We start from the raw sequence: 25,345 nt of genomic DNA, 5'->3' as shown, positions 1-25,345 counted from the left end.
TCCATCAGATTTTGAGCTCGCTGCCATGAACCTCGCGCTCGATGCCGCCCGCGAGGCCGCGGCGAGCGGCGAGGTGCCCATCGGCGCCGCGGTGCTGGGGCCAAACGGCGAGCTGCTCGGCTTGGGCCGCAACACCCGCGAGCATGTTCCGGATCCCACCGGCCACGCCGAGGTACTCGCGATCCGGGCGGCGTGCGCCGCCCGGGGTGACCGAGTGTTGAATGACTGCACACTTGTCGTCACACTCGAACCGTGCGTCATGTGCGCGGGCGTGATTCTCGCCGCACGGGTGCCCACGGTGATCTTCGGTGCGTGGGATGCGAAGGCGGGAGCGGCGGGGAGCGTATACGACCTGCTGCGTGATGGCCGGCTGCCGCACCCCGTGCCGCAGGTGACAGCAGGAGTGCGTGAAGCAGAGTGCGCGGCGCTGCTGGAGGAGTTCTTCGCCCAGCTGCGCTAGCCGCCCCCTCACTCTTCTGCGTGGGGTTCGACAGCTTGCATCATTCTGCGCGAGCGTCGACCGCAGCACGGCGCAAGAAAAAATATGCGCGAGAAGTTCCGCTTCTGGCACGGTGTTAAGCGGAAGTAGTCGCGCATATTTTTTGTATGGGGCTGGAAATATGGCGTTGACAGAATCCGTGGTGGGCTCGGCTCGTGCTTTTCAAGCATCAATCAGGTTTTAAGAATCAAAGTTCTGCAAAAACTGATGCTTGAAGCGTGATCGATGTCGTTGGGGTGTTGGGGTGTGGACCCAGCGACTCCTTCGTCGCGCAGGGTGACGTGGGTCGGCCACTTGCCTACGCGAGCGCCGCCACCGTCACGGGCGTGTGCGTAAACGTCACCCGCACGGTGTCACCGGGGCGAAACACCAGCCCTGAATCGTGCTGCGATGCGATTTCAGTGCCGTCGGGCAGCTGTACGACCGTGCGACGAATTGATCCGAGAAACCCGCTCGAAATGACGACCGCGTCGAGCTCGTCACCGGCGCCGAGCGTGGCCTCGAGAATTACGTGTTCGGGGCGCACAAACGCGGTCACACTCGCGTGTGAACGCACCGCTTCAAGACCGAGTGCGGGAAGTCGTGAACCGTGCACAAGCACGTCAGTGCCGGCCACGGTCGCGGCGATCCGGTTCGAAAGCCCCACAAAGTCAGCAACGAACGGCGAGACGGGGCGACGGTACAGCTCCTCAGGCGTGCCGAGTTGGGCGATGCGGCCGCCCTCCATGACGGCGACGCGGTCGGAGATCGCGAGCGCCTCCTCTTGGTCGTGCGTCACAAACACGGTCGTAATGCCGAGTTCGGTTTGGATCGCGCGAATCTGGTCGCGCAGACGCACACGCACTTTTGCGTCGAGCGCAGACAGCGGCTCGTCGAGCAGCAGGGCGCGCGGTCGGGTCACAAGTGCGCGCGCGAGCGCGACGCGCTGCTGCTGGCCTCCCGATAGTTCGTGCGGGTAGCGGCCGGCGAGGCCGTCGAGGCCCACGATCTCGAGGATCTCACCGACCCGGCGGGCGCGCTCGGCCTTCGCGATTTTGCGCATTGATAGCCCAAACTCGACATTGCGAGTCACGGTGAGGTGCGGAAACAGCGAGTACTGCTGAAACACCATGCCAATGTCGCGGCGGTTCACGGGCACACCCGTGACATCTTCACCGCCGATGAGAATGCGCCCACCCGACACTTCCTCGAGTCCGGCGATGCATCGCAGGGCCGTGGTCTTACCGCAGCCGGAGGGTCCGAGTAAGCAGACTAACTCGCCCGGCTCGAGCGCAAGATCGACCCCGTCAAGCACGGTTGTCGCGCCGTACGATTTAGATACCTGCTGTAGTTGGACCGTTGATCCGGTCGCGGGGGTGAGTTCATGACTGGGCACGTGACGGGTCCTTCAGAGTGATGGCGGCGGTGTCGGTGACGGGGAGTGCGCGCCGGGCGCGACGCTTGGATCCGGCCCCTCCAGCAGAGCCGGTTGCGCTCACGAGTAGCAGCACGACAAACGCGCCAATGAGCGAAAGCAGAGAGACGATCACCGCAACGAACGGGTCGGATTTTGAGATTTGCAGCAGCGCGGTCTGCAGCGTCGTGCGGTTGAGTAGCGACGACACCGTGAACTCGCCCAGCACGATGGCAATCGTGAGGAGGGACGCCGCGAGCAGGCCACGGCGCACGCCGGGAGCAATGACGCGCACCAGCACGGTGCCCCAGCCCGCTCCGAGTGAGCGGGCAGCTTCGGCGCGCACGCGGGCGTCCATGCCGTGCAGGTCGGCGACGATCGCGCGGTACGCGAACGGCAGCACGAGCACGCCGTACGCGAGCGCGAGGGTCCACACAGCCGAGCCGATCGTCTGGCCGATGACGCGGTAGATGGGAGCGAAACCCACGACGAGCACGATGGCCGGGATCGCGATGGGCAGCACCGTGAGCAGGTCGAGGGCACGCTGGAGTTTAGGAAATCGCAGGTGCACCCAAACGATAGTCGGAAAGAACAGCCCGAGCATGATCACGAGGGTGACGGCCGCAAGAATGAACGAGTTCGTGAGCCCCTGAAACAAAACCCGGTACTTGCGGGCCTGCTCGGGGTCAAAGAGTGCCGCCCAGTGCTCGAGACCGTAACCGCCGGTGTTCTGTCGCAGCGTGAACTCGAGCATCGCGAGGAGCGGAATCAGAAAGATGCCACCGATGATCGCAATGACGGTGTAGGCAACACCGCGCGACGGGCGGCCGGGAACGCGGGCGCTCATGATTGCCACCGCGCAGCTCGTGCCATGAGTCGACCGTACACGATCATCGCCACCGTCATGACGATGATCATGCCGAGGGCGAGCACACCGGCTGTCGAAGCCGTCGAAGCACCGGTCTCGCCGATCAGAGCCGCACGAATCTGCAGCGGCACGATCTGCGAGCCCTGGCTGATCAGCGCCGCAGCCGTCGCGTACGACGAGAACGCGTTGGCAAACAGCAGCAGCAGCGAGCCAAGAAAAGCGGGCGCGAGCACAGGAACGCCGACGCGCAGCCAGTACGAGCGACTCGAACCGCCCAGGGTCGCAACGGCTTCAGCCCACCGCGGTTTGAGTGCTGTCACCGCGGGCAGGAACGTGATCACCATAAGAGGCACCTGAAAGTACAGGTAGGGAAGAACCAACCCAGGCAGTTCGTACAGCCACACGCCCTCGGCGAAAATGTCGATGCCGAAGTGGTCGCGCAACACCACGGTCACGAGACCCTGAATGCCGATCGTGGCGATAAATGCGAATGCGAGCATGACGCCGCCAAACTGGGCGAGCACAGAACTCGCTGAGTCGATGACTCGGCGTAGGACTGAGGTTTCGGGGAGCGCCGCCAGCGCCCAGCAGAGCACAGCGCCGATGGCAGCACCGACCACCGCGGTGAGGGCGCTCACCCAGATGCTGGCAGTGAACGCCGAAATGGTTTCGGGCGCGATGAGCACCCGCAGCTGTGTTAGGGAAAAGGCGCCGTCACTAAAAAAGCCGCTGCCAATCGCGAGCAGCGTGGGGACGGCGAGAAAGAGCAGTATGTAGACGGCGAAGGGGGCGAGCCCGAGTGCCGCAGAAAACCGTTTCACAATCACAAAGCGTGTGCGGGTACGGGGCAGGCCCCGTACCCGCACGTCACGCTATTTGACGACCGCGGCCCAACGCTCCGCAAGAAGCGCGTTGGCGGTTTCGGTCTGTGCCTCGGTGGGGGAGACCCAGTCGGCGCTATTCGTGCCGAATGTGGCCTGTTCGATGAGCGCCTCATCTGCGGCGCCCGCCTCCTTCAGCGCATCCACGCGCACGGGCACTGCGTTCGCTTCGAGGTAGAGGGCCTGCGCCTCGTCCGAGAAGATGAACTCCTGCCACAGACGCGCTGCTGCGGGGTTCGGGGCATCTTTATTGATGGCCTCGTTGTAGAACGAGACGTAGGCGGGGCCGTCAAACACCATGGTCTCCCAGCTGGGCTTGTCGGCCTTTGCCGCGACATTGTTGAACGACCAATCGAACACCGCGGGGGTCTCGCCCGAAGCGATCGTGGCTGGGGTCGGGTCGAGAGTCAAGAAATTACCCGCGGCTTTCAAGTCAGACACGAAGTCGACGCCGGGGCCGAAATCGTCCATGCTGCCGCCGTTCAGTAGGGCGAGCCATCCGACCGCGGCGAAGGCCGCGCCCGCTTGTGTCGGGTCGCCGTTGATCGCAACGGCTCCCTTGTAGTCTGCGCCGGTGAGGTCTTTGAGTTCCTTCGGCTCGGGCAGCTTGTCGGCGTCATACCCGAGCGACATGATGCCCGAGTAGTTGTTCACCCAGAGGCCGGTCGATTCCTTATTGCTGTCGGGAATGTCGTCCCATGTCTCGACCTTGTACGGGGCAAACATATCGAGGTTCTCGAGTGCGACGGCGGTCCCCAGATCAAACACGTCGGGAGCGGTGTCTTGTCCCTTGAGGTTTTGTGCGGCCTGAATCTCTTCGGCGCTCGAGGCGTCGGGCGACGCCGAGTTCACGGTGATGTCGTACTTATCTTCAAACGCGGCAATGATCTTGCCATAGTTGGCCCAGGTGTCGGGCAGCGCGATGACGTTGAGCTGCCCCTCGTCTTGGGCTGCCTTCACCAGCCCGTCGAGGCCGCCGAAGTCTGCCGCACTGGTGGCGGTGGTGGCATCGACGCTGCTACCAGAGCCGCCGGCATCGCCTGACCCCCCAGAGTCGCTCGAACAGCTGACTAGCGATCCGCCCAACACGAGCGCGGTCGCAACAAGCGCGGTAGAACGGAGAATTGCACGTGAGTTCACGATGAATTCCTTTCTCAGAGATGGGAGATACCCGCGGCGACACTGCCAACAACGCGGCCGGGGCGTTCGCTTCGAGCCTAGCCAGCTCGTGTGTCCAGCGCGACACCTGCAATGAATCAAATGGTAACGAGTGGGTTACATACAAAAGTCCTCGGGCGCGGTAAGGCGCCCGAGGACCGGGGTGTAGCGCGGTGTTCGCCGCGAAGCTAGTCGCTCGACAGCATCACGATCGAGCTCGTTGAGGGGGTGTCGGCATTGGGATCCATGTAGATGTCGGGCTCAAGGTAAATGACCTTCGCCGCAGGCACCGCCTTGCGCACCCGCCGCTCGGCGAGGTTCACAATCGCCGACACCTCGTGCATCGTCGCCGACGCGTTCACATCGATCTTCGCGCCCACCATAAACTCGTCGGGGCTCAGGTAGAGGGTCTTCATGTGGATGATGCGCCCAATGTCTTTCGACTCGAGCAGCGCCGCCTCAATCTTTGCGACGTCTTCTGCGCTCGCACCCTCGCCCACCAGCAGGCTCTTCACCTCGATACCAACGACGAACGCGACGATCACCAGCAGCACACCGATCGCGACGGTCGCCGCGCCGTCGAACACGCTGTTGCCGGTGAGCACAGTCAGCCCCACACCAGCAAAAGCGATCACGAGACCCACGAGCGCGGCGAGATCTTCAAGTAGAACGACGGGCAACTCGGGCGCCTTCGACTCCTTAATGAAACGGCCCCACGTGCGCGATCCCTTCAGCGGGCGGCTCTCGCGCACGGCGGTGCGCAGCGAGAGACTCTCGAGCACAATCGCGATCGCAAGCACGACGAGCGGCAGCCACCACATCTCGAGCGGGTGCGGCTCACGAATCTTCGCAATACCCTCGTAGATCGAGAACACGCCGCCGACCGAAAACAGCACGATCGCCACCACAAACGCGTACACGTAGCGCACACGCCCATACCCAAACGGGTGGGCGGCGTCGGCACCCTTCTTCGCACGCTTATTGCCGAGCAGCAGGAGCAGCTGGTTGCCCGAATCGGCGAGGGAGTGCACACCCTCTGCCAGCATCGAAGACGAACCAGATAGCGCCCACGCAATGAACTTCGTGATCGCAATACCCATGTTCGCAAGAAACGCCGCGATGATCGCTTTACTGCCGCCTGACGCGCTCATGTTCAGATGCTCCCTCGAATTCTGGCTCGGTGTAGCCAGTCTACGATGCACAGACCGTGCGCGGCGGCATGCTGACTCTTGCCATCGCCGCGTCGCTCTTAGACTGGGCCCGTGACCACATCAACAACGCAAGATTCAGCCAGCACGCTGCCCCGCACCGCCATGATTGGGGTCGGCTCAATGGGCGGCGCCATCCTCTCGGGGCTCACCGCCCCCGGGATCCGGATCCCCCTGCCCATCACCGTCACCACCCAGTCGGCAGCAAGCGCCGCAGCCCGCGCCGAAGCGGGCCGTGTCGTAGCGCTCGCCGCCGAGACCGACCCAGAAGCGAACCGCGCTGCGGTGCGCGGGGCGGGCCTCGTGATTCTGGGCGTAAAACCGTGGCTGATTCATGATGTGGTGCGTGAGATCGCGGGCGATCTCACGCCTGGCACCGTGCTCGTGAGCGTCGCGGCGGGCGTTACGAGCGCGAGCATTGAGGCACTCGTGCCAGCGGGCGTCGCGGTCGTGCGCGCCATGCCCAACACGCCCTCCCATATCGGCCGCGGCATGACCGGCGTCGCGGGCGGAGTGACCGCCCGGCCCGATGACGTGGCGCTCGCATGCGCCCTCTTTGCGACGGTGGGCGAGGTGATCGAGGTCGCCGAAGCACAAATCAACGACGTCGCCGCGGTCTCGGGCTCGGGCCCGGCTTACTTGTTTCTTTACGCCGAGCACATGATCGCGGCGGCCGAGCGCCGCGGGTTCACGCCCGAGCAGGCGCGCCTGCTCGTACAGCAGACGCTCGTAGGCTCGGCCGAACTGCTCGCCCAGAGCGATGACGAGCCCGCGCAGTTGCGCCGCAACGTGACGAGCCCCAAAGGCACGACGGAGCGCGCCATCGAGGTGCTGCAGGGCGACGACTGGGGGGCGCTGTTCGATCGCGCGCTCGCTGCGAACGTGCAGCGCTCAGAGGAGCTCGAGGGCGCTTAGCGGCCAAGCTGCGTACGCGGCCTGGAATGATCCGGATCAAACAGCAAAGCCCCCGCTCGCGCGGGGGCTTTGCTGTGAAGAGCTTTGTCGAAAAGCTGAATCAGAGGGACCGACGGGAATCGAACCCGCATTCTTTGCTTGGGAAGCAAATGTCTTACCACTAGACGACGATCCCAGAGTTCGCCTCGATATCGAGACTGGCGCTGGCGCCGCACCAACTATAGCAGTTTGGGGCGACGCCGCGCGCGACGTGAATTAGGGCGCGTCGCTACTGGCAGACAGCGGTTTTGGTGAGTTCGGCTGCCTGGTCTTCGACGCTCCAGGTCAGCTCGGGGCCAAAACCTTCTTCGGCGGCGATAGCGGCCAGCTCGAACGCGAGAGCCTTGATGAAGGCCGCGCCCGCAGACGAGTTATTGACCGCGACAACGACCGAGAAGCCGGTACCAGGGTCGTGGTAGGCGGCGGTGAGGGTGCCGGTGATGGCGCCCGAGCGGCCGTACAGCGGGCCGACCTTTTCGGCGCCGAACGCCCACTGGCGGCCGTCGGCGGGCGGCTCCTCAGTCGGGTTGCCTTCCTTGTCGCGCTTGGGGTTGTCCGTGGGGATGGTCTCGGTGACGAGCGACGCGTATTCGCCACCAAACGTGCCACCGACGAAGTGCTCGTAGAAGTTCTTGAGGTCGGTCACCGTGGTCACGGTCGCGCCAGCCCCCGACAGCATTGAGGGAGAAACCTCGGGTACCGAAACGGGTTCGACGTCGCAGACGGGGCTGCCGCCGGCCGCGGGATAGGTGAGGCCCGCGAGCGTATCGCCCGCTATCGTCGTGCTCGAAAGATTGGGATAGTACGAGGCGCCCATGCCGGCCTTGGCAAAGACTCGATTCTTGAGAATGTCGGTGGGCTCGGTGCCCAGCTCAACCCTGAGCACTCGCTCGAGCAACACAATGTTGGTGTCTGACTGGTGCATGTTGAGCCCCGGCCACGACATCGGCGAGTGGGCGAATCCCTGAGCCAGGAGTTCTTGCGCTGGCCAGAACCGCGTGGGGTTGTTCGCATAGATGTCGGCGAAACCCTTTTTGAAGTCCGCGAGCCCCGAGCGCATGTCGCAGAGTTCGCGGTACGTGATGTCTTCGATGCCCGACTGGCGGGTGAGATCCTTGGAGATCTGGCGATCGAGGTCAATGCGGCCTGTGTCAGCCAGATCGAGCAGCAGTGCACACATGACGGGCTGGGTCGCCTGAGCGCCGCGAATCTTCGTGTTCGCGCTGACACCGTCACCGTAACCGCGCACAAACGACTGATCACCCTCGCCCCACACACCCACGACGGCCTCGGTTGAGCCGCTGAGTGTCATCGCTTGAGCTACCGCATCGTTAATACGGGTCGCCGCTGAGTCAGAGACGGTTGAGGAGTCTGGCACTGCCTTGGCGGTCGTGTCACTGGAGCAGCCGCTCAGCAGCAGGGCAGCAGAAGCCACCATTGCAACCATTGCAAAACGACCTCGGTGTGCAAGGTTCGAAATCAAATTCGTCCGCCAATCAACGCTTCGAATCCACGCCAGGTGAATAAAGACAAAACAACGGGATTCTACTGGGCGGGGCTGAGAAGAATCGGCCGGAGGGGTGAGATTCGCGCGAACAGTGCCCCCGAGCCCTGCAGAGTGCCTAGAATACAAGGTGTGACGAACTTTGCTGAAGACGTAATTGCCGGGGTGACCGGACACATGAATGGTGACCATGCGGAGGACAACCTGCTGATCGCCCGCGCATTCGGGTACCCCGAGGCGACGGGAAGCACGATGGTGGGCGTCACGGGTGAAGCGGGCGTTTGGCGCGTTACTGACGCCGCAGGCGACCACGAGCTGACCGTACCCTGGCCCAACGCGCCCCTCACGGAGCGCCCCGAGATTCGCAAGGCAGTGGTGCTGGTGTACCGTGCGGCGTGTAAGACGCTGGGCGTCGAGGCGCGTCAGGAGCACGAGGGTGAGATCGCCAGCTCGCACGGCGTCGATGATGCGCAGGCTGGTCATGGACACGGTGGTCACGGCCATGGCGCGCACGGCGGTCACGGACACGGGCATGGCGCGCACGGCGGTCACGGCGGCGGCAACCCGCACGCGAGCACCGAGGAATACGCAGAGGGCGAGAAGCCGTTCTCGGTCGTGGTGCGCGAGAGCTCGTGGGGTGACCACTCCGACAGCGAGGGCGCCACGTTTATGGAAGACATCATGCGTGGCAAGGCGACTAAGCAGGACTACATTGACCTGTCGGCGCAGCACTACTTCATGTATGAGGCGCTCGAAGCTGCGACGGCGCAGTATGCAGACAACGCGACGATGGCCTCGTTCCACCGCTCAGAGCTTGAGCGGCTCGAGACGCTCAAGGTCGACCTCGAGCACCTGCTCGGTGCTGACTGGGCAGACAAGATCGCACCCGTCCCGGCTACGGCCGCCTACGCTGCTCGTATTCGCGAGGTCGCAGCTGAAGGTTGGGTCGCCGGCATCGTCGCGCACCACTACACCCGCTACCTCGGTGACCTGTCGGGCGGCCAGATCATTGCCCGCCGCGTGTCGAAGCAGCACGGCCTCGAGAAGGCAGGCGTCTCGTTCTACGATTTCACCGCGCTCGGCGCGCTCGACGAGTTTAAGAACGAGTACCGTGGTGCGCTTGACGCTCTCGGGGCGACGCTCGCTGCCGATGAGCAGCAGCGCATGCTCGACGAGGTGCGCGCGGCATACGGCTTTAACACTGCGGTGTTCGTCGATCTGGGCAAGGCGAAGGCAGCCGCGAACGCGTAACGGTCTAAGCGCCCGTCATCGGGCGCCACACAACACAACGGCCCTCGGGTGCAAGCAGTCTCTGCAATCTTGCACCCGGGGGCTTGTTTGTTTTGGGTCGATCCGGATCAGCGCCTAGCCGGTGCTTAACCGGCCTAGGGGCGCGCGGCGCGCTCGTGCATGAACCGCACCACGTTGGGGTCAACGATCACGTCGCGTGGCTGCAGGGGGCGTGCGAGGTAGAGCCCGTCGAGTGAGCGCACCCGACTCAGCGCAACGTAGGTTTGGCCCGCGCTGAACGCGCGCGGGCCAAGGTCGATGTTGGCGGCGTCGTACGTGTGCCCCTGGGACTTGTGCACGGTGACGGCCCAGGCCAGGCGCAGCGGAAACTGCTCAAACTCGGCCACAACCTCTTTCTCGAGCTTCTTGGTTTCGGCGTCGTAGCGGTAACGAAACCGCTCCCACGTGGTCGGTTCGACCTCGAACTCTTCGCCGTCAACCTCAACCCACACCGTGCCTTTGACCCGTGACACGGTGCCAATGGTGCCGTTGACCCAGCGCCCGTCGGGGTCGTTGCGCAAGAACATGACCTGCGCGCCTGGCTTCAGCTCGAGCACTTCGTCGGCGGGGTATGTGTTCTCCTTGAACTCGCCGGTCACCTCGGCCACCGCTTTGAGCGCGGAGCCGCGAATTTCGGCGAGCCTAGCCGCATTGATGCGGTTGACGGTTGCATTGGTGGTGGCGAGGGTGATCACGTCGCGCGGGGCGGGGCGTGCGCCCGCCGCGTTCAGCTCGCCGGCCTGATCGACGTCGACGACACCAAAGCGCACGGCCCCGAGGATCTGTTTGAAGCGATTGTCGCTTTGCCTGTGTACTTCGGTGAGCTCGATAGCTGCGAGCTCGGTTTGCTGCCAAACCTTCGCGTCGAAGAACCAGAGGGAGCGGTACGTGTCGTGAAAGTAGGCGCGCTCGTGGGGGTCGCGCGGCGGCACGGGCGGTAGCTGAAAGGGATCACCAAACATGATGATCTGCACACCACCAAAGGGATCGTGTCGCTTGCCGCGGGCCTGGCGCAGCGAACGGTCGATCGCGTCCATGAGGTCGGCCGACACCATGGAGATTTCGTCGATGACGAGGGTGTCGATGGCGCCGAGTAGTTTCTTGAGCTCTGAGGGCTGATCGAGTGTGTGATCCGCGATCACGCCGGTCGGTAGACGTAGCAGAGAGTGGATCGTTTGCCCGCCGACGTTGAGGGCGGCTACGCCGGTGGGCGCGCACACGGCGATCGACTTGCTCGTGTTCCATGCGAGGTGGTTCAGAATGGTCGACTTGCCGGTGCCGGCTCGCCCGGTCACGAAGACGTGTTCGCGGGTGAGCTCGAGGCGTTCGTAGACGTCGAGCTGTTCGGGGGAGAGGGAGGGGCGGGCCACCTCATAAGGGTACCGTCGACTCTCGGTTCTAAAAATATGCGCGACAAGTTCCGCTTTTGAACGTCTCGTAAGCGGAACTTGTCGCGCATATTTTGTGTCAGCGAGCGCACGGCTTGATCCGGAGCTTGGCCCGATCCGGGGCTTTGGAAGACCCCGTGCCGAGATTACGCCGCAGGCAACTTGGTGTGGTGTGCCTTGACGGGCAGCAGCAGGAGTAGGCCCGCGAGCAGCACGAGGGCGATGCCGAGGATGCCGTAGAGCGCGGTGCCGCCGAGGGCGACCGCGACGGTGAACGCACCGGGTGCGAGGAACGAGACTGCGCGGCCCGTCGTGGCGTAGAGGCCGAAGATCTCGCCCTCGCGGCCCGCGGGAATGAGGCGCGACAGGAACGAGCGGCTCGCGGACTGCACCGGGCCGACAAAAATGCACAGCACGAGGCCGAACACCCAGAACACCCAGGAGCCGAGCGGGGCGAGTATGAACACGAGCATCGCGGCCACGACCATGAGCAGGATCGACCACACCATGATCGCCTTCGCGCCGATGTGGTCTTCTGCGTAACCCGCGATGATCGTCGCGAGGCCCGCGACGATGTTGGCCGCGATCGCGAAGATGATCACAGTCGTGGGGTCGAAGCCAAAACTTAGGGCCGCGATTACGCCGCCGAACGTGAAGACGCCGGCAAGCCCATCGCGAAACACGGCGCTCGCCACGAGAAACACGAGGGTCTCGCGAGCGTTCTTCCATAGGTCGGCGATGAGCTTGAAGAGTGTGCCGTAGGCGGTGAGGATGCCGCGCATGCCCGGTTTACGAGCGGGGTCTGCCTGGATTTCGGGCACCGCAAAGAACACGGGGATCGCGCTGACGGCGAACCACAGCGCAGCCACGACCATGGCGACGCGCACGTTCCAACCGTTCTCGGGTGTGACGCCGAACCAGCCCTGCTCGGGGAAAATGAACCCGACGAGCAATATCGCGAGCAGTACGATGCCGCCGAGGTAGCCCATGCCCCAGCCGAAGCCCGAAACGCGGCCCACGTTTTTGTTGGTGGAGACCTGTGAAAGCATCGCGTTGTAGCTGACGCTCGCGAACTCAAAGGCGACGTTGCCGACCGCGAGGAGCACGAGTCCGAGCATGAGGAACTGCTGCTCGGGCGCGACGAGCACCAGCAGGGCTGTGCAGGCCACGACGACGGCCGTATTGACGCCCAGCCACAGCTTGCGCTTGCCAGCCGCGTCAGACAGTTGCCCCGTGACGGGGGCGAGCAGAGCAACTGCGATGCCCGCGATAAGGAGGGCGGTGCCGAGTTTCGCTGAGACGATGTGCTCTGGGCCGAACGCCTCTTGCGTGATGTAGACGCTAAAAACGAACGTCGTAACAACGGCGTTGAACGCTGCCGAGCCCCAGTCCCACAGTGACCATGCGAAGACCGTACGCTTCTTGATGGGGTGCGCTGCCGGGGCGCCGATGCCGCCAGGATCGCTGGGGCTACCGGGCGGTGGGGCGGGGTTCGCGGGGGCGTGCTCGCTCATGGGGCTAAGCGTATCGGGTGTCGCGCAGGAGGGTGCGTTGTGGCCTAGGCTGTCGTTCCTTGGGGAGAGTGGGTTGCGAGTCTGAAAGTTGAGTGAGACTCGCTCAAGTTTTGTCAACTCGACTTGACTCTCGCTGAGCGTTTACTAAACTTGAGTCCATCGGGCTCAATCTCGGTGAGCGGTCCAAGCAGGGGCCAGTATGCCGAGATGAGTGACCACAAGACCAGGCGCACACTGCGCCCCAGCGTTAAACAAATTAAGGAGCTACGTATGTCACGTGCAGTTGGTATTGACCTCGGCACCACGAACTCGGTTGTTTCGGTTCTTGAGGGTGGCGAGCCCACCGTCATTGCGAACGCCGAAGGTTTTCGCACCACCCCCTCGATCGTTGCCTTCACGAAGGACGGCGAGGTGCTCGTAGGCGAGACCGCCAAGCGCCAGGCCGTCACCAACGTCGACCGCACGATCGCTTCGGTGAAGCGCCACATGGGCACTGACTGGAAGACCGACGAGATCGACGGCAAGCGCTACACCGCACAGGAGATCAGCGCGCGCACGCTCATGAAGCTGAAGCGCGACGCCGAGACCTACCTGGGCGACAAGGTCACCGACGCGGTTGTGACCGTGCCCGCGTACTTCAACGACGCCGAGCGCCAGGCAACGAAGGAGGCCGGTGAGATTGCGGGCCTCAACGTGCTGCGCATCATCAACGAGCCCACTGCCGCGGCCCTCGCCTACGGCCTCGACAAGGGCAAGGAGGACGAGCTGATCCTCGTGTTCGACCTCGGTGGCGGCACGTTCGACGTCTCGCTGCTCGAGGTGGGCAAGGACGACGACTTCTCGACCATTCAGGTGCGTTCGACCTCGGGTGACAACCGTCTTGGCGGCGACGACTGGGATCAGCGCGTTGTGGACTGGCTGATCACGCAGTTCAAGAGCTCGACCGGTGTTGACGTGTCGAAGGACAAGATTGCACTGCAGCGCCTCAAGGAGGCTGCAGAGCAGGCGAAGAAGGAGCTCTCGAACTCGATGAGCGCCCAGATTCAGCTGCCGTACCTCTCGCTCACCGAGAACGGCCCCGCGAACCTCGACGAGACGCTCACCCGCGCCAAATTCGAAGAGCTCACGAAGGACCTCCTCGAGCGCACCCGCAAGCCGTTCCAGGACGTCATCTCGGAGGCGGGCGTGAAGGTCTCTGAGATCGCACACGTCGTGCTCGTAGGTGGCTCGACCCGCATGCCTGCTGTCACCGAGCTCGTGAAGAGCCTCACCGGTGGCCAGGAGCCCAACAAGGGCGTCAACCCCGACGAGGTTGTGGCCGTTGGTGCTGCGCTGCAGGCTGGCGTACTGAAGGGCGAGCGCAAGGACGTTCTGCTCATCGATGTGACCCCGCTGAGCCTCGGTATCGAGACCAAGGGTGGCATCATGACGAAGCTCATCGACCGCAACACGGCTATTCCCACCAAGCGCAGCGAGACCTTCACGACGGCTGAGGACAACCAGCCTTCGGTCGCAATCCAGGTGTTCCAGGGCGAGCGCGAGTTCACCCGCGACAACAAGAATCTGGGCACGTTCGAGCTGACCGGCATCGCGCCCGCTCCCCGCGGCGTGCCGCAGGTTGAGGTCACGTTCGACATCGACGCCAACGGCATCGTGCAGGTGTCGGCGAAGGACAAGGGCACCGGCAAGGAGCAGACGATCACGATTTCGGGTGGTTCGACTCTCTCGAAGGACGACATCGAGCGTATGGTGCGCGAGGCTGAAGAGCACGCTGCAGAAGACAAGAAGCGCCGCGAGTCGGCTGAGCAGCGCAACAATGCTGAGCAGCTCGCGTACTCGGTCGAGAAGCTGATCTCGGAGAACGAGGACAAGCTGCCCGAGGACGTCAAGACCGAGGTGCAGGGCGACCTCGACGCGCTGAAGCAGGCTCTGGCCGGCGAAGATGACGACGCGCTCAAGGCAGCTGCAGACAAGCTCGGTGAAAGCCAGGGCAAGCTGGGCGAGGCAATCTACGCCGCCGCACAGGCTGAAGCCCCCGAGGCTGGCGCCGAAGAGTCGAACGATGACGACGTTGTTGACGCCGAGGTCGTTGAAGACGACGAGGAGAAGAAGTAAGCATGACGAACGAGGAACAGCACAACGGTGACGTTCCTGCAGCAGGGTCGGAGGCAAATGCCTCCGGCCCTGTGCCGCAGGAGGGCGACTTCACGGTAGAGGACATCTTGAACGCTGAGCAGAACGCTGACGCGGCCGATGCTGCTTCGGGCGCATCAGATCAGGTGCCGGATCAGGGCGAGAACGGCGGCGGCGACGAGTCATCTGCGAGTGACGCCGAGAACCCCTACCTCGAAGACCTGCGCCGTCTGAGCGCAGAGTACGCGAACTACCGCAAGCGCACCGAGGCAAATGCCGCGGTCGAGAAGCAGCGCGCAGTCGCGGCGGCCGTCTCGCCGATGCTGTCGGTGCTCGACGACCTCGACCGCGCCGAGCAGCACGGCGACCTCCCCGAGGGATCGGCGTTCGCGACGATCGCGCAGAAGCTGCGCGGCACGCTCGAAAAGCTCGGCCTCGAGAGCTACGGCGAGAAGGGTGAAGCCTTCGACCCGCAGTTCCACGAGGCGATTGCCCAGGTGCCGGTGCCCGGCACTGAAGAGCACACGGTTCTTGACGTAATCGAACGGGGCTACCGGATCGGCGAAGTCGAGCTGCGCCCCGCCAAGGTCGCGGTGGCGGTGGGGGCTGATGGCTAGTCAAGATTGGCTTGAGAAAGACTTCTACAAGACGCTGGGTGTGCAAAAAGGTGTCACCGATGCAGAGCTGAAGAAGACCTATCGCAAGCTCGCCCGCAAGTATCACCCCGACTCCAACCCGGGTGATGCCGCCGCCGAGGCGAAGTTCAAGGAGATCAGCGAGGCATACTCGGTGCTCTCTGACGCAGAACAGCGCTCTGAGTACGACCAGATTCGTGCCATGGGCATGGGCGGCGCCAGGTTCACCTCGGGTGGCGGCGGTGGTCAGGGCTTCGACGACATGTTTGGCGGCATGTTCGGCGGCGGCGCTGGTCGTGGCGGCCACTACGGTGCACAGGGCGGCGGCCAGGGGTTCGAAGACATCTTCAACATGTTTGGGGGCGGCGCACGCGGCCCCCAGCCCGGCCGCGACGTGCAAGCGTCGACCACGCTCGACTTTGAGACCGCAGTCAGCGGCGACACTGTCACGCTGCAGGCTCCTACGGGCACCGTCAAGGTGAAGATTCCCGCGGGCGTCGCAGATGGCCAGAAGATTAAGGTGCGTGGCAAGGGTGAGCCGAGCCCCAATGGTGGCCCGGCAGGCGACCTGATCCTGACCATCGCGGTGCGCAAGCACCCGGTGTTCGAGCGTGATGGCCAGCACCTGCGCCTCAAGCTGCCGGTGACCTTCTCGGAGGCGGCGCTCGGGGCAACAGTAGAGGTGCCCACTCTTGGTGGCGCGCCGGTCAAGCTGAAGATTCAGCCCGGGACTCCGAGCGGCCGCGTGCTGCGGGTGAAGGGCAGAGGCGTCACCAGCTCGAAGGGCGTCGGCGACCTACTCGCCGAGGTGCAGGTGGTTGTGCCCAGCCACCTGTCTGACGCGGCGCGTGAGGCCCTCGAGGCGTTTCGCGCGGTCGAACCGAGCGAGAACCCCCGCGAGGATCTGCTGGCCCGCTCACACGGGTAGGCGCGGGCGGGCGGCCACACGCCGCCCGCCCCCCCAGTTTTACTGCAACACACGCTGCACAGCGAACGGAGAAGGCACATGGCGCACGAGCAGCTCGACCGCTACACCCCGGTCTTTGCGATCGCCGCCGCCGCAGGCCTCGCCGAGATGCACCCCCAAACCCTGCGGCAGTACGACCGCATCGGGCTCGTGTCACCGCAGCGCACCCGCGGCAACACCCGCCGCTATTCACTGCACGACGTTGCCCAGCTGCGCGAGGTGGCCCGGCTGTCGGCCGAGGGCCTTAGCCTCGAGGGGATCCGGCGCGTGTTTCAGCTCGAGGCGCAGGTGCGCGAGCTTGAGACGCGCGTGCGCGATCTCGAACGCGCGCTCACCGAAGAGCAGCTTCGGCGCCCAGACAGGCGGGTCTTTGCCGCCGGATCCGCAGGCGGCGAAGTCATCACGCTGCACCGTGGCACGCGCGTGCGACGCGCGGCCGAAGTTGTGGTGTGGAAGCCGTGAGCGCGGCCGCTGCGCCAGAGCCTACGCTGCCCGACATCGAGGCGTTCTGCGCGCAGCTCACGCGTGACCCTGACTTCGATGCCGACGAACTGCGCGCCTACGACGCGACCGATCTGCTGCTGCTGTCGGACGCTGCCGGTGTGCTGCGCGACATCGCGGCGCGTTCACAACGCGGCCCAGGCGAGCTCGTGATCATCGGCGACCGGCACGGCGCGCTCACGCTCGGGGCGGCGGCGCTTCTGGAGTCGCTCCGGATCCGCACTCACCAAGACCCCGTGCTCGCCGAGCGCGCACTCGCGTCGAACGCGCGGCGCTTAGACTCCTATCACGCCGCGGGAGCGCAGGGCGTAGAATCTGGTCATTCTCCGGGAGCGGACGAGATAGGTTCTGGTCATTCTGCGGGAGCGCGACGTTCAGGTTCTGGTCATTCTGCGGGAGCGGACGAGATAGGTTCTGGTCATTCTGCGGGAGCGCAGCGCTCAGGTTTTGGTCATTCTGCGGGAGCGCAGCGAGTCGCAGAATCCACCTTCACTGAGGCCTACCAGTCGCACGAGTTGGGCGAGGAGCTCTTGACCGGGGCAAAACTGGTGCTCGTTCAGTTGCCGCGCGGGCTCGAAGCACTCACGGAGATCGCGTGGGCGATCGCGCGCTACGCCGACCCTAACGTGGTGGTGCTCGCTGGTGGCCGAGATAAGCACATGAGCCGCCGCATGAACGAGGTGCTGGCCGAGCACTTCACCGACGTCACAGCGGGCCTCGGCTGGCGTAAGTCGCGCGTGCTCACCGCGACGGGGTCGCGCGGTGCCGGTAGGGCTAACACTGGTGGTGCTAGTGCTGGTGGTGCTACTGCTGGCACCGACGGCTCCGCCCCCTTTCCGAAGTGGGGCAGCGACCCCGCGCTCGAGTTTCAGGTTGCGGCGTTCGGGCAGACGTTTGGCGGCCCCACGCTCGATCACGGCAGCCGGCTGCTGTTGCAGACGCTGCGCAGCGACCCGCCGCGGGGACTAAGCGCTCCCGCCGCGCAATCATCAGACCCTGCTGAGCTGGGCGAGCTGGCTGGCGTCACCCCTGCCGACGCTGCACCCCCGTACCGTGTGGTCGACCTGGGATGCGGCAATGGTGTGCTCGCAGTGTCAGCGGCGCTCGCCTGGCCGGGCGCACGGGTGACGGCCACCGACCAGTCAGCCGCCGCAGCGAACGCGACCCGGGTCACGGCAGAAGCCGCAGGGGTCGGGCACCGCGTCACCGTGCACCGAGGCGACGCACTTGAAGCGGTGCCAACCGGCGCCGCCGACCTGATCTTGCTCAACCCGCCGTTTCACACCGGTGCAACCGTGCACGCGGGCGTCGCGCACCGGCTCATCAGGTCATGCACGGGCGCGCTCGCGCCCGGTGGTGAACTGCGCATCGTATTTAACTCACACTTGCGATACCGACCGCTCGTCGAGCAAGTGATCGGCGCAACAAAAGAGCTCGCGCGCGACCGCACGTTTACGGTGCTCTCAGCCGTCAAACGCTAACCCACGCAGGCGCTCGCATCGAGGGCTCCTTGTTAGAGTTGCGCCGATAGAGCATTTGTCATTCTGCGCCGATAGAGCACTTGTCATTCTGCGCGCAGTCGCAGAATCCAGGGTGGGTCCTGCGACTCGCTGCGCTCGCGCAGGACGACGGGTGGGGCTGTGGCCCGTGGGCGCGCAGGACGACGGGTGGGGCTGTGGCCCGTGGGCGCGCAGGACGACGGGTGGGGCTGTGGCGCGTGGGCGTGCAGGTCGACTTCAGCACCTACTGCGCTGCAGATTAACCGGCTTGCGCGTCGCTGTCGGCTGAGCTGACATCGTCGGTCTGACCACCGCCAGCACTAGCAACATCAGCGTCAGCAGCACGAACGGCGCGGTCGCGCCCCCGAATCAGGTCGCCCACCGTGAAACGGTGCGAGCGCCGACCGTAATCGTCGGCCGTGATGCCGCTCAAGAAGATTCCGGGATCGACTTCGAGTGCCGTTGCCAACCGCACGAGTGATTCGGCGGTGGGGCTCGAGTCGCCGCGTTCGATCTTGCCGATGTTGGTCCAGCTGATCTCAGACAGCTGCCCAAGGTCTTCGAGCGAGATACCCAGCTTGCGGCGCACAGCCCGAACACGGCCACCGATTTTGAGCGCGGCAGCAGACTTGGTTTTGGGCATGACATAAGACTGACGGGATCAAGCTAACACCACCAGCCCGTTACCACCCAGGTGGTTTGCACCTAGTATGTTTGCACCCAAAGTGTTTACGCACACTGATGGCGATCCGGAGCCTCTCAAAACCCGATTGCCACCTTTTGCGCAGATTGTAAGCGACCCATCAATACACTGGAGCCTGTCTGAAATTGCGTGCACCGAGACATTAAGGACCCAGAACTTCGTGAGCCAAGCTACCCCTCAGCGACCGATGCGTATTCTGCTCGGCTGCGACACGTTCTTGCCCGACGTCAACGGTGCGGCGAGGTTCGCAGAGCGCCTCGCAGCGGGGCTCGTGAGCCGCGGCCACGACGTGCACGTCGCCGCGCCTTCGAAGACGCACGCCACCGCGGGCACGTTCATCGAAACGATCGAGGGCGAGCAGATGACCGTGCACCGGTGGGCGAGCTGGCGCTGGTACCCGCACGACTGGCTACGCTTCGTGCTGCCGTGGCGCGCACGCCCGCAGGCGCGCAAGTTGCTCGACCGGGTGCGACCAGATGTGATCCACATTCAGTCGCACATCATCATCGGGCGCGCGCTCGCGATTGAGGGCCGCAAGCGCGGCATACGCATCGTGGCGACCAACCACGTGATGCCCGAGAACGTGCTCGATTTCACCCTGCTGCCCGAGCGGGCCAAGCGCGTGTTCGTGCGCTGGGGCTGGCGCACTGCCGACAGCGTACTGCGCCTCGCGTCTGCCGTAACGACCCCCACGCGCCGCGCCGCAGACTTCCTCGAGCGCAACACGCACCGCCGCGGTGTGCTGCCGGTGAGCTGTGGGCTGCGCGCCTCTGACTACGATTCGGTCGTGGGCAAGCGCACCGAGAACAAGATCGTGTTTGTGGGCCGCGTCACCCTCGAAAAAGAGATTGACGTGATCTTGCGCGCGCTGCCGCGCCTTGACCCTGCCCTTGCGGCCACGTTCACTATCGTCGGTGACGGTGACCAACGTAAGAGTCTCGAGAAGCTCACCGCCGAGCTGGGGATTGCCGATCGCGTCACATTTACGGGCCGCGTGTCTGACGCCGAGCTGCGCGCACACCTCACGGGCGCGAGCGTGTTTGTGATCGCCTCGATCGCCGAACTGCAGTCGATCGCCACGATGGAAGCGATGGCGTCGGGCCTTCCGATTATCGCTGCCAACGCGATGGCCCTGCCACACCTGGTGCACGAGGGCGAGAACGGCTATCTGTTTCAGCCCGGCAACGACCGTGAGCTCGCAGACCGCATCACGACCGTGCTCGAGTACGAGCCCGCCGAGTACGAAGCGATGCAGCGCGCATCGCTCGAAGCCGTCAAGGTGCACGACATCGACCGCACGCTCGACACGTTCGAAGCGCTCTACCGGGGCCAAGAGGTCACACGCTAATGCACGTGCTGATCGTCACCGACCAGCACCCCGATTCGCTCGGAGGTGTGCAGGTGGCGATCCGGCTGCAGCGCAAGTACCTCGAGCGTCTGGGGCACCGCGTCACGGTCGCGGCCCCGGCTCTGCACCGGGCGGGGTACGAAACGTCGGCTCCGGATCGCGCCGCCTACATCGACCTGCCGTCGCGGGCGATCACGCGTGACCGCGAGTACGGCATGTCGTGGCCCAGCGCCCGCACTGACCGTGCGCTTGCGACGGCGCTGCGCGCCCTGCCGCCCGTCGATCTCGTGCACGTGCAGGGCGACTTTTGGGGTGCAATGATTGGGCTGCGTGCAGCGCGCGGGCTGGGTGTACCGGTCGTGCACACGATGCATAATCACGTTGACGAGGGCACCCGTGCGGTAACGCCCGTGCCGGGGCTCGCTGCGCTCGCGTTCGAGGGGCTGCGAGGTTGGCGCACGCTCGCTCTCGGTCGCGTGCGCGGTGGTGGTGCAGGCGGTGCAGGTGGTGTTGGCGCTGCTGCGGCGCGTGGGGCGTGGCGCTACCTCGCCGAGCTCGCGGCAGAGGCTGCCGTCGTCACGGCGCCGTCGCAGCACTTCGCGGCGCTGCTTGAGGCACGGGGTGTGTGCTCCCGAGTGCTCGTCACCCCGGGCGGTGTCGACGATGAAGCAATCGAGGCCGCCCGCGCGGTGCCGCGCACGGCCCGCGTACGCCCCAAGCTCGTGTGGCTCGGGCGCATGAGTCATGAAAAGCGCGTGCTCGAGTTTATTGAGGCTATCGCCCAGTCGGGCATTGACGCCGACGTCACGCTGCACGGGGCCGGCTTGCTGCTGCCGCGCGTGCGAGAGCGGGTCGCCGAGCTCGGGCTCACGAATCGGGTGCACCTCGCCGGCCCGGTGCCCTACGCGGGCGCGCTCGCGGCGATGCACGACGCCGACGCGCTCGTGCAAACGTCGATCGGGTTCGAGACGCAGGGGCTCACCCCGTTCGAAGCGGCCGCCCTCGGCACACCCACGATCTTCTGCGACCCCGAGATCGCGCACGATGTCGCAGTGGCTCCCGCCTGGGTGGCTGGCGGCGGCACGGTCGCTGACCTCGCCGATGTGCTGCGCGCTGCGGTCGCGCAGCTCGCTCTGGGCGCTGGGGCAGGATCCGGATCGAAGGGGGATATCGAGCCGGGCCTCGGAGCTCCCGATGGCGCGGTTCCCGACGCCACGGCAGAGGGCACTTCCGCACCGAACAGGGTCGCGCCCGACGCGGGCAGCGCGTTCTTGCAGTCGCGGCGCATCGAGTTGATGCTCGAGGCCTACGAGATCGCCCTCAAGACCGCGCGTAGCTAACACCGGTCGGGGAAAGTAAAATATGCGCGACTAATTCCGCTTCTGGGCCAGCTTTAAGCGGAATTAGTCGCGCATATTTTTCGTGTACAGGGGTTAGAAGCGCCAGACGGCGGCTTCGAAGCCCGCGGGGGCCTGCGGTACCCAGTTTTCCTCTTTGCTCACGAGGCCCGAGCCGCCGGGGCTGTTCGACTGAATGATCGTGAACGTGCCGTCGCCGTTGACCTCGGTGATCATGACGGTGTGCACACCGGTGACCCATGACGAGGGGGAGGCCATGAACTCGTACTGAATGATGTCGCCGGGAGCGGCAGTCGCGAGGGTCATGCGGGTCGCATTGTTGTAGTTGGTGACGGGGTCGCCGCCGCCGGTCCAGGCACCGCCGCCCGCGCGGATCCAGCGCTGGGCAGACATAATGCACTCGCCGGGCTGGCTCCAGCCGGTGGGACGGCTCGTGCCGACCTCTTCTTCAGCGAGCGCGATCGAAGCCGCGACGTCGAAGCCCGAGGGGACCTCGGCGACCTCTTCGATAGCGAGAACAGAGTCGATCGCGACGCCTGCAAGGGCGTCGCCGTCGGTCGCGAGGGACTGTGCGACGGCCGCCGCGGGTAGCGCCGCAGAACTCGAAAAGTCAGTGACGGGAACCTCAGCGTACGAGGGTGCCGTGCCGAACGCGAAGGTAATGGAGGCTACGAACCCCACGACCAGTGCTTTGGCCTTGGCAGAAAACTTCACGTACTTTAACTCCTTGATTCCAACTGAAAAGCGCCGGGCCGTGGCCCGAGCGCCTCACCTAGTATGCGTTACCGTTCTGTTACTTTCAAGTTATTCGCGAAGATTTTCGGGTTCTGTGCGCGAGCTGTGTGCACTCGGCGTGTGTCGATTCGGGCCTGCGCAGTGAACACGCTAGACTTGCGAGCGCTGGCTTTTGCCAGTTCAGGAGGATTCGCATAGCGGCCTAGTGCGCACGCCTGGAACGCGTGTTGGGTGTTAAAGCCCTCAGGGGTTCAAATCCCCTATCCTCCGCCGTAAAGAAATAGCCCCCGACCTGACGCTTTGAGCCAGGGCCGGGGGCTTTTTCGTGAGAGCTTGCAGCTTATTGAGCGCAGCGTGCTGAAGCATGGCCAAGTTTCGGGCAGTAGTGCGCTCGGGTGGACTGCTCTGGTACCGTCGCTTGGAGGGTGTCCAAGCGATATTTGTCGTTTTGTGAGCGCTCGACAAGCCCCGCCCGTATGAGTTGTTAAAGGACACGCAGATGACTGACGAGACCCCGCAGAAGCCCGCCGCTGACTGGTACCCCGACCCGAGCGGCACCGGTCAGCTGCGTTACTGGGACGGCGAGCAGTGGACCCAGCAGCTGCGGTCGGCTGACGCCGTAGCCGAGGCCGCGGGAAGCGCAGACTCTGCATCGAGCATTCCTCCTGCCCCCGTTGCGCCCGAAACGGCACAGGCCGGAGACACTGCCGTGCTCGGTGGCACCGCCAACTACGGTGCGGGTTTCGCGGGTGTGGGCGCGGCTGGTGGACCTGCCGCTCAGAGCACGCCGGCGGCCCCGTTCAACGGTCAGCAGTATGGCAAGCAGCAGCACGCGCACTCGGGCCAGGCCGGTTTCTTCCGCAGCCTGTTTGACCTGAGCTTTGCGGCCGAGCGATCGGTCACCACGAGCTTCGTGAAGGTGATCTACGTGATCGGCATCGTGATCGCCGTGCTCAGCTGGATCGGCACGGCCCTTCTGCTGTTCATCATGGGCGGTATCTCGAGCGCTGCGGTCTCGGCGTTTGGCGGTAGCGGCGGTGGCGGCATGATGATCTTCGGCGTGCTCGCGCTGATCTTCGGCTGGATCCCCGGCTTCATCAACGTCATTCTGCTGCGCGTGGGGCTCGAGTTTGTGACCGCTCAGATTCGCACTTCGCAGCACACGGCTGAGCTCGTGCGCCTGGGACGCGCGGCGGCAGAGAAGTAGCCAACGCTGAAGTAGCCAACACTGAAGTAGCGAACACTGAAGTAGCGAATACTACTTCGCTCTCGCACTGCTAGTGGGGCCACAGGTGGTGGTTATACAGACGTATAACCACCACCCCGTGGCCCCACTTGCGTTGTACGCTGAGCTACGACGTGAGGCTCGACAGGCGTTCGATCGCGGTGCGCAACACCGTTTCATCTTTCACAAACGTGAACCGCACCCAGTCCTTAAGGGCATCGGCGGTCGGTGAGCCCGCCCGACAAAACGCAGACACGGGCACACACGCCACGCCGACAGCCTCGGGCAGAGCCCGCGCAAACGACGCCCCGTCTATGACGGGTACGCCAGCGAGCGCCGACACCGCCGCGAACAGCGGCGCGGCATCTGCGCACACGAAGTAGGTGCCGCCAGGCCGCACTGGCGTAAGCCCCGCCGCGCGCAGCCCCTCGATGAGCAGCTCCATGCGGGCGGCGAGGCTGTCACGCAGCTCGGAGATCGCAGCGTCGCCAGAGCTTGCACCAGAGCTTGCACCAGAGCTTGCGCCATCGCCCGCTCCCGCCTCGGCGAGCGCCTGCGCGATCGCCGGCTGAAACGGCGCCCCGCCCGAGTAGGTCAAGAACTGCTTCACGGTGGCGACCGCGTCGATGAGCTGCGCGGGCCCCGTCACCCAGCCGATCTTCCACCCCGTCAGCGAGAAAGTCTTGCCCGCCGACGAGATCGTGAGCGTGCGCTCGGCCATGCCCGGCAGCGTCGCGATCGGCACGTGCACGGCCCCAAACGTGAGGTGCTCGTACACTTCGTCAGTCACGACGATGGCCCCTACGCGCTTCGCCGCCGCTGCCACCGCATCAAGCTCGGCGCGGGTCAGCACAGTGCCTGTCGGGTTATGCGGCGTGTTCACGAGAATCAACCGCGTACGCGGCCCGACCGCGCGCTCCAGCGCGGCGAGATCGACCGCAAACCCCGATCCGGAACTTGCCGCAGCGCCCGCAGCGCCCGCAGCGCCCGCAGCGCCCGCAGCGCCCGCAGCGCCCGCAGCGCCCGCAGCGCCCGCAGCGCCCTCGGCTTCGAGGCCCGCAGCTGGCACGAGCGGCACGGTCACGTGCGTAGCGCCCGCGAGGGCGATCGACGCGGCGTGCGCGTCGTAGAACGGTTCGAGCGTCACCACCTCGTCGCCCGGGCCCGCGAACGCCGTGATCGCGGCCGCAAGGGCCTCAGTCGCGCCGGCGGTCACGAGCACCTCGGTCTCGGGATCGCACGCGAGGCCATAGTGCCGCGCCTGATGCGCCGCGATCGCACGCCGCAGCTCGATGATGCCGCGACCGGGCGGGTACTGGTTCTGTCCGCTCCGGATCGCCTCTATCGCAGCCTCTCGCACCCATTCGGGGCCGCCTGTGTCGGGGAACCCCTGGCCGAGGTTCGCGGCGCCCGTGCGGGTCGCGAGCGCCGTCATCTCGGCGAAAATCGTGGGGGCGGGTTGGCCGGTGGCCGACAGCAGACCTGTCGCAGCCGCAACGTCACGCCACCTTGCATTCATGCGCTCATTCACGCTCACCAGTGTATGGGCGGCGCACTGCGCTGTCGGCGTGTGAAGACTGACGT

22 protein-coding genes and 2 tRNA genes are annotated in these 25,345 nt (G+C 65.0%); 12 read left to right on the top strand and 12 right to left on the bottom strand.

Annotated features, from left to right (window positions below):
* Nucleotides 1-25 precede the first annotated feature (25 nt).
* Complete coding sequence (locus ACXR2T_RS13830) at nucleotides 26-460, top strand: nucleoside deaminase (RefSeq protein WP_458813474.1); 435 nt, start codon at nucleotides 26-28, stop codon at nucleotides 458-460.
* A gap of 337 nt (nucleotides 461-797) precedes the next feature.
* Here the strand turns inward: ACXR2T_RS13830 and ACXR2T_RS13825 are convergent, their stop codons facing one another.
* The 5 genes from ACXR2T_RS13825 to ACXR2T_RS13805 all read right to left on the bottom strand — a co-directional run bounded on the left by ACXR2T_RS13825 (nucleotide 798) and on the right by ACXR2T_RS13805 (nucleotide 5,950).
* Nucleotides 798-1,874, bottom strand: coding sequence for an ABC transporter ATP-binding protein (locus ACXR2T_RS13825; RefSeq protein ID WP_458813183.1), 1,077 nt, complete (start codon nucleotides 1,872-1,874; stop codon nucleotides 798-800).
* Nucleotides 1,861-2,739, bottom strand: a complete 879-nt coding sequence (locus ACXR2T_RS13820) for an ABC transporter permease (protein ID WP_458839789.1) — start codon at nucleotides 2,737-2,739, stop codon at nucleotides 1,861-1,863. Before ACXR2T_RS13820 ends, ACXR2T_RS13825 begins: the two co-directional genes overlap by 14 nt.
* Nucleotides 2,736-3,587, bottom strand: coding sequence for an ABC transporter permease (locus ACXR2T_RS13815; protein WP_458813472.1), 852 nt, complete (start codon nucleotides 3,585-3,587; stop codon nucleotides 2,736-2,738). The genes ACXR2T_RS13820 and ACXR2T_RS13815 overlap by 4 nt, the downstream gene beginning before the upstream one ends.
* Before the next feature lie 45 nt (nucleotides 3,588-3,632).
* The gene (locus ACXR2T_RS13810) at nucleotides 3,633-4,781 is read right to left on the bottom strand and encodes an ABC transporter substrate-binding protein (RefSeq protein WP_458813179.1); all 1,149 of its coding nucleotides are present in this window, start codon (nucleotides 4,779-4,781) and stop codon (nucleotides 3,633-3,635) included.
* Nucleotides 4,782-4,987: 206 nt separating this feature from the next.
* Nucleotides 4,988-5,950 carry a cation diffusion facilitator family transporter gene (locus tag ACXR2T_RS13805; protein WP_458813177.1) on the bottom strand — a complete coding sequence of 321 codons (963 nt, stop codon included), beginning with the start codon at nucleotides 5,948-5,950 and terminating at the stop codon, nucleotides 4,988-4,990.
* Between the two features lie 162 nt (nucleotides 5,951-6,112).
* On the opposite strand from ACXR2T_RS13805, the gene proC reads away from it, so the two are divergent.
* Nucleotides 6,113-6,922 carry a pyrroline-5-carboxylate reductase gene (proC, locus tag ACXR2T_RS13800; protein ID WP_458839831.1) on the top strand — a complete coding sequence of 270 codons (810 nt, stop codon included), beginning with the start codon at nucleotides 6,113-6,115 and terminating at the stop codon, nucleotides 6,920-6,922.
* A gap of 104 nt (nucleotides 6,923-7,026) precedes the next feature.
* Here proC and ACXR2T_RS13795 read toward each other — a convergent pair.
* Nucleotides 7,027-7,097: transfer RNA gene (locus tag ACXR2T_RS13795), tRNA-Gly, on the bottom strand.
* Nucleotides 7,098-7,190: 93 nt separating this feature from the next.
* On the bottom strand, nucleotides 7,191-8,399 hold the full coding sequence (locus ACXR2T_RS13790; RefSeq protein WP_458813175.1) for a serine hydrolase domain-containing protein: 1,209 nt from the start codon (nucleotides 8,397-8,399) through the stop codon (nucleotides 7,191-7,193).
* Nucleotides 8,400-8,597: 198 nt separating this feature from the next.
* Here ACXR2T_RS13790 and ACXR2T_RS13785 point away from each other — a divergent pair, with 198 nt between their 5' ends.
* Nucleotides 8,598-9,716 (top strand): biliverdin-producing heme oxygenase, encoded by a 1,119-nt coding sequence (locus tag ACXR2T_RS13785; protein WP_458839791.1) that lies wholly within the window; start codon nucleotides 8,598-8,600, stop codon nucleotides 9,714-9,716.
* A gap of 134 nt (nucleotides 9,717-9,850) precedes the next feature.
* Here ACXR2T_RS13785 and ACXR2T_RS13780 read toward each other — a convergent pair whose 3' ends face one another.
* Both ACXR2T_RS13780 and ACXR2T_RS13775 read right to left on the bottom strand, forming a co-directional pair.
* The gene (locus ACXR2T_RS13780) at nucleotides 9,851-11,125 is read right to left on the bottom strand and encodes an ATP-dependent DNA helicase (protein ID WP_458839792.1); all 1,275 of its coding nucleotides are present in this window, start codon (nucleotides 11,123-11,125) and stop codon (nucleotides 9,851-9,853) included.
* Between the two features lie 164 nt (nucleotides 11,126-11,289).
* A complete protein-coding gene (locus ACXR2T_RS13775) occupies nucleotides 11,290-12,657 on the bottom strand; it encodes an MFS transporter (RefSeq protein WP_458839793.1) in 1,368 nt (455 codons plus the stop codon).
* A 270-nt stretch (nucleotides 12,658-12,927) separates the two neighbouring features.
* Here ACXR2T_RS13775 and dnaK point away from each other — a divergent pair, with 270 nt between their 5' ends.
* From dnaK to ACXR2T_RS13750, 5 genes are all read left to right on the top strand, one after another.
* A complete protein-coding gene (gene dnaK / locus ACXR2T_RS13770) occupies nucleotides 12,928-14,772 on the top strand; it encodes a molecular chaperone DnaK (protein ID WP_458813167.1) in 1,845 nt (614 codons plus the stop codon).
* A 2-nt stretch (nucleotides 14,773-14,774) separates the two neighbouring features.
* A complete protein-coding gene (locus ACXR2T_RS13765) occupies nucleotides 14,775-15,407 on the top strand; it encodes a nucleotide exchange factor GrpE (protein WP_458813165.1) in 633 nt (210 codons plus the stop codon).
* Nucleotides 15,400-16,353, top strand: coding sequence for a DnaJ C-terminal domain-containing protein (locus ACXR2T_RS13760; RefSeq protein ID WP_458813163.1), 954 nt, complete (start codon nucleotides 15,400-15,402; stop codon nucleotides 16,351-16,353). The genes ACXR2T_RS13765 and ACXR2T_RS13760 overlap by 8 nt, the downstream gene beginning before the upstream one ends.
* A 78-nt stretch (nucleotides 16,354-16,431) precedes the next feature.
* The gene (locus ACXR2T_RS13755) at nucleotides 16,432-16,854 is read left to right on the top strand and encodes a heat shock protein transcriptional repressor HspR (protein ID WP_458813161.1); all 423 of its coding nucleotides are present in this window, start codon (nucleotides 16,432-16,434) and stop codon (nucleotides 16,852-16,854) included.
* Entirely contained in the window at nucleotides 16,842-18,374 is a 1,533-nt protein-coding gene (locus tag ACXR2T_RS13750) for a class I SAM-dependent methyltransferase (RefSeq protein ID WP_458839795.1), read from the top strand. Before ACXR2T_RS13755 ends, ACXR2T_RS13750 begins: the two co-directional genes overlap by 13 nt.
* Before the next feature lie 277 nt (nucleotides 18,375-18,651).
* Here ACXR2T_RS13750 and ACXR2T_RS13745 read toward each other — a convergent pair whose 3' ends face one another.
* Nucleotides 18,652-19,035: a helix-turn-helix domain-containing protein gene (locus ACXR2T_RS13745; RefSeq protein ID WP_458839797.1), complete on the bottom strand. Its 384-nt coding sequence runs from the start codon at nucleotides 19,033-19,035 to the stop codon at nucleotides 18,652-18,654.
* A gap of 247 nt (nucleotides 19,036-19,282) precedes the next feature.
* Here ACXR2T_RS13745 and ACXR2T_RS13740 point away from each other — a divergent pair, with 247 nt between their 5' ends.
* Nucleotides 19,283-20,443 carry a glycosyltransferase gene (locus tag ACXR2T_RS13740; protein WP_458839833.1) on the top strand — a complete coding sequence of 387 codons (1,161 nt, stop codon included), beginning with the start codon at nucleotides 19,283-19,285 and terminating at the stop codon, nucleotides 20,441-20,443.
* Nucleotides 20,443-21,783 (top strand): glycosyltransferase, encoded by a 1,341-nt coding sequence (locus tag ACXR2T_RS13735; RefSeq protein WP_458839799.1) that lies wholly within the window; start codon nucleotides 20,443-20,445, stop codon nucleotides 21,781-21,783. Before ACXR2T_RS13740 ends, ACXR2T_RS13735 begins: the two co-directional genes overlap by 1 nt.
* A 93-nt stretch (nucleotides 21,784-21,876) precedes the next feature.
* On the opposite strand, the gene ACXR2T_RS13730 is transcribed toward ACXR2T_RS13735, so the two are convergent.
* Complete coding sequence (locus tag ACXR2T_RS13730; protein ID WP_458813153.1) at nucleotides 21,877-22,515, bottom strand: CHAP domain-containing protein; 639 nt, start codon at nucleotides 22,513-22,515, stop codon at nucleotides 21,877-21,879.
* 204 nt (nucleotides 22,516-22,719) lie between these two features.
* On the opposite strand from ACXR2T_RS13730, the gene ACXR2T_RS13725 reads away from it, so the two are divergent.
* Together ACXR2T_RS13725 and ACXR2T_RS13720 are read left to right on the top strand one after the other, a co-directional pair.
* A tRNA-Ser gene (locus tag ACXR2T_RS13725) sits at nucleotides 22,720-22,806 on the top strand.
* A gap of 229 nt (nucleotides 22,807-23,035) precedes the next feature.
* Nucleotides 23,036-23,743, top strand: coding sequence for a DUF4282 domain-containing protein (locus ACXR2T_RS13720; RefSeq protein WP_458813151.1), 708 nt, complete (start codon nucleotides 23,036-23,038; stop codon nucleotides 23,741-23,743).
* Between the two features lie 145 nt (nucleotides 23,744-23,888).
* Here the strand turns inward: ACXR2T_RS13720 and ACXR2T_RS13715 are convergent, their stop codons facing one another.
* Nucleotides 23,889-25,280, bottom strand: a complete 1,392-nt coding sequence (locus tag ACXR2T_RS13715) for an aminotransferase class I/II-fold pyridoxal phosphate-dependent enzyme (RefSeq protein WP_489945546.1) — start codon at nucleotides 25,278-25,280, stop codon at nucleotides 23,889-23,891.
* Nucleotides 25,281-25,345 lie beyond the last annotated feature (65 nt).

Source organism: Leucobacter faecis, assembly GCF_054456635.2.
Note: the sequence above shows the minus strand (reverse complement) of the source record. Positions and strands in the feature narration are given on the sequence as shown.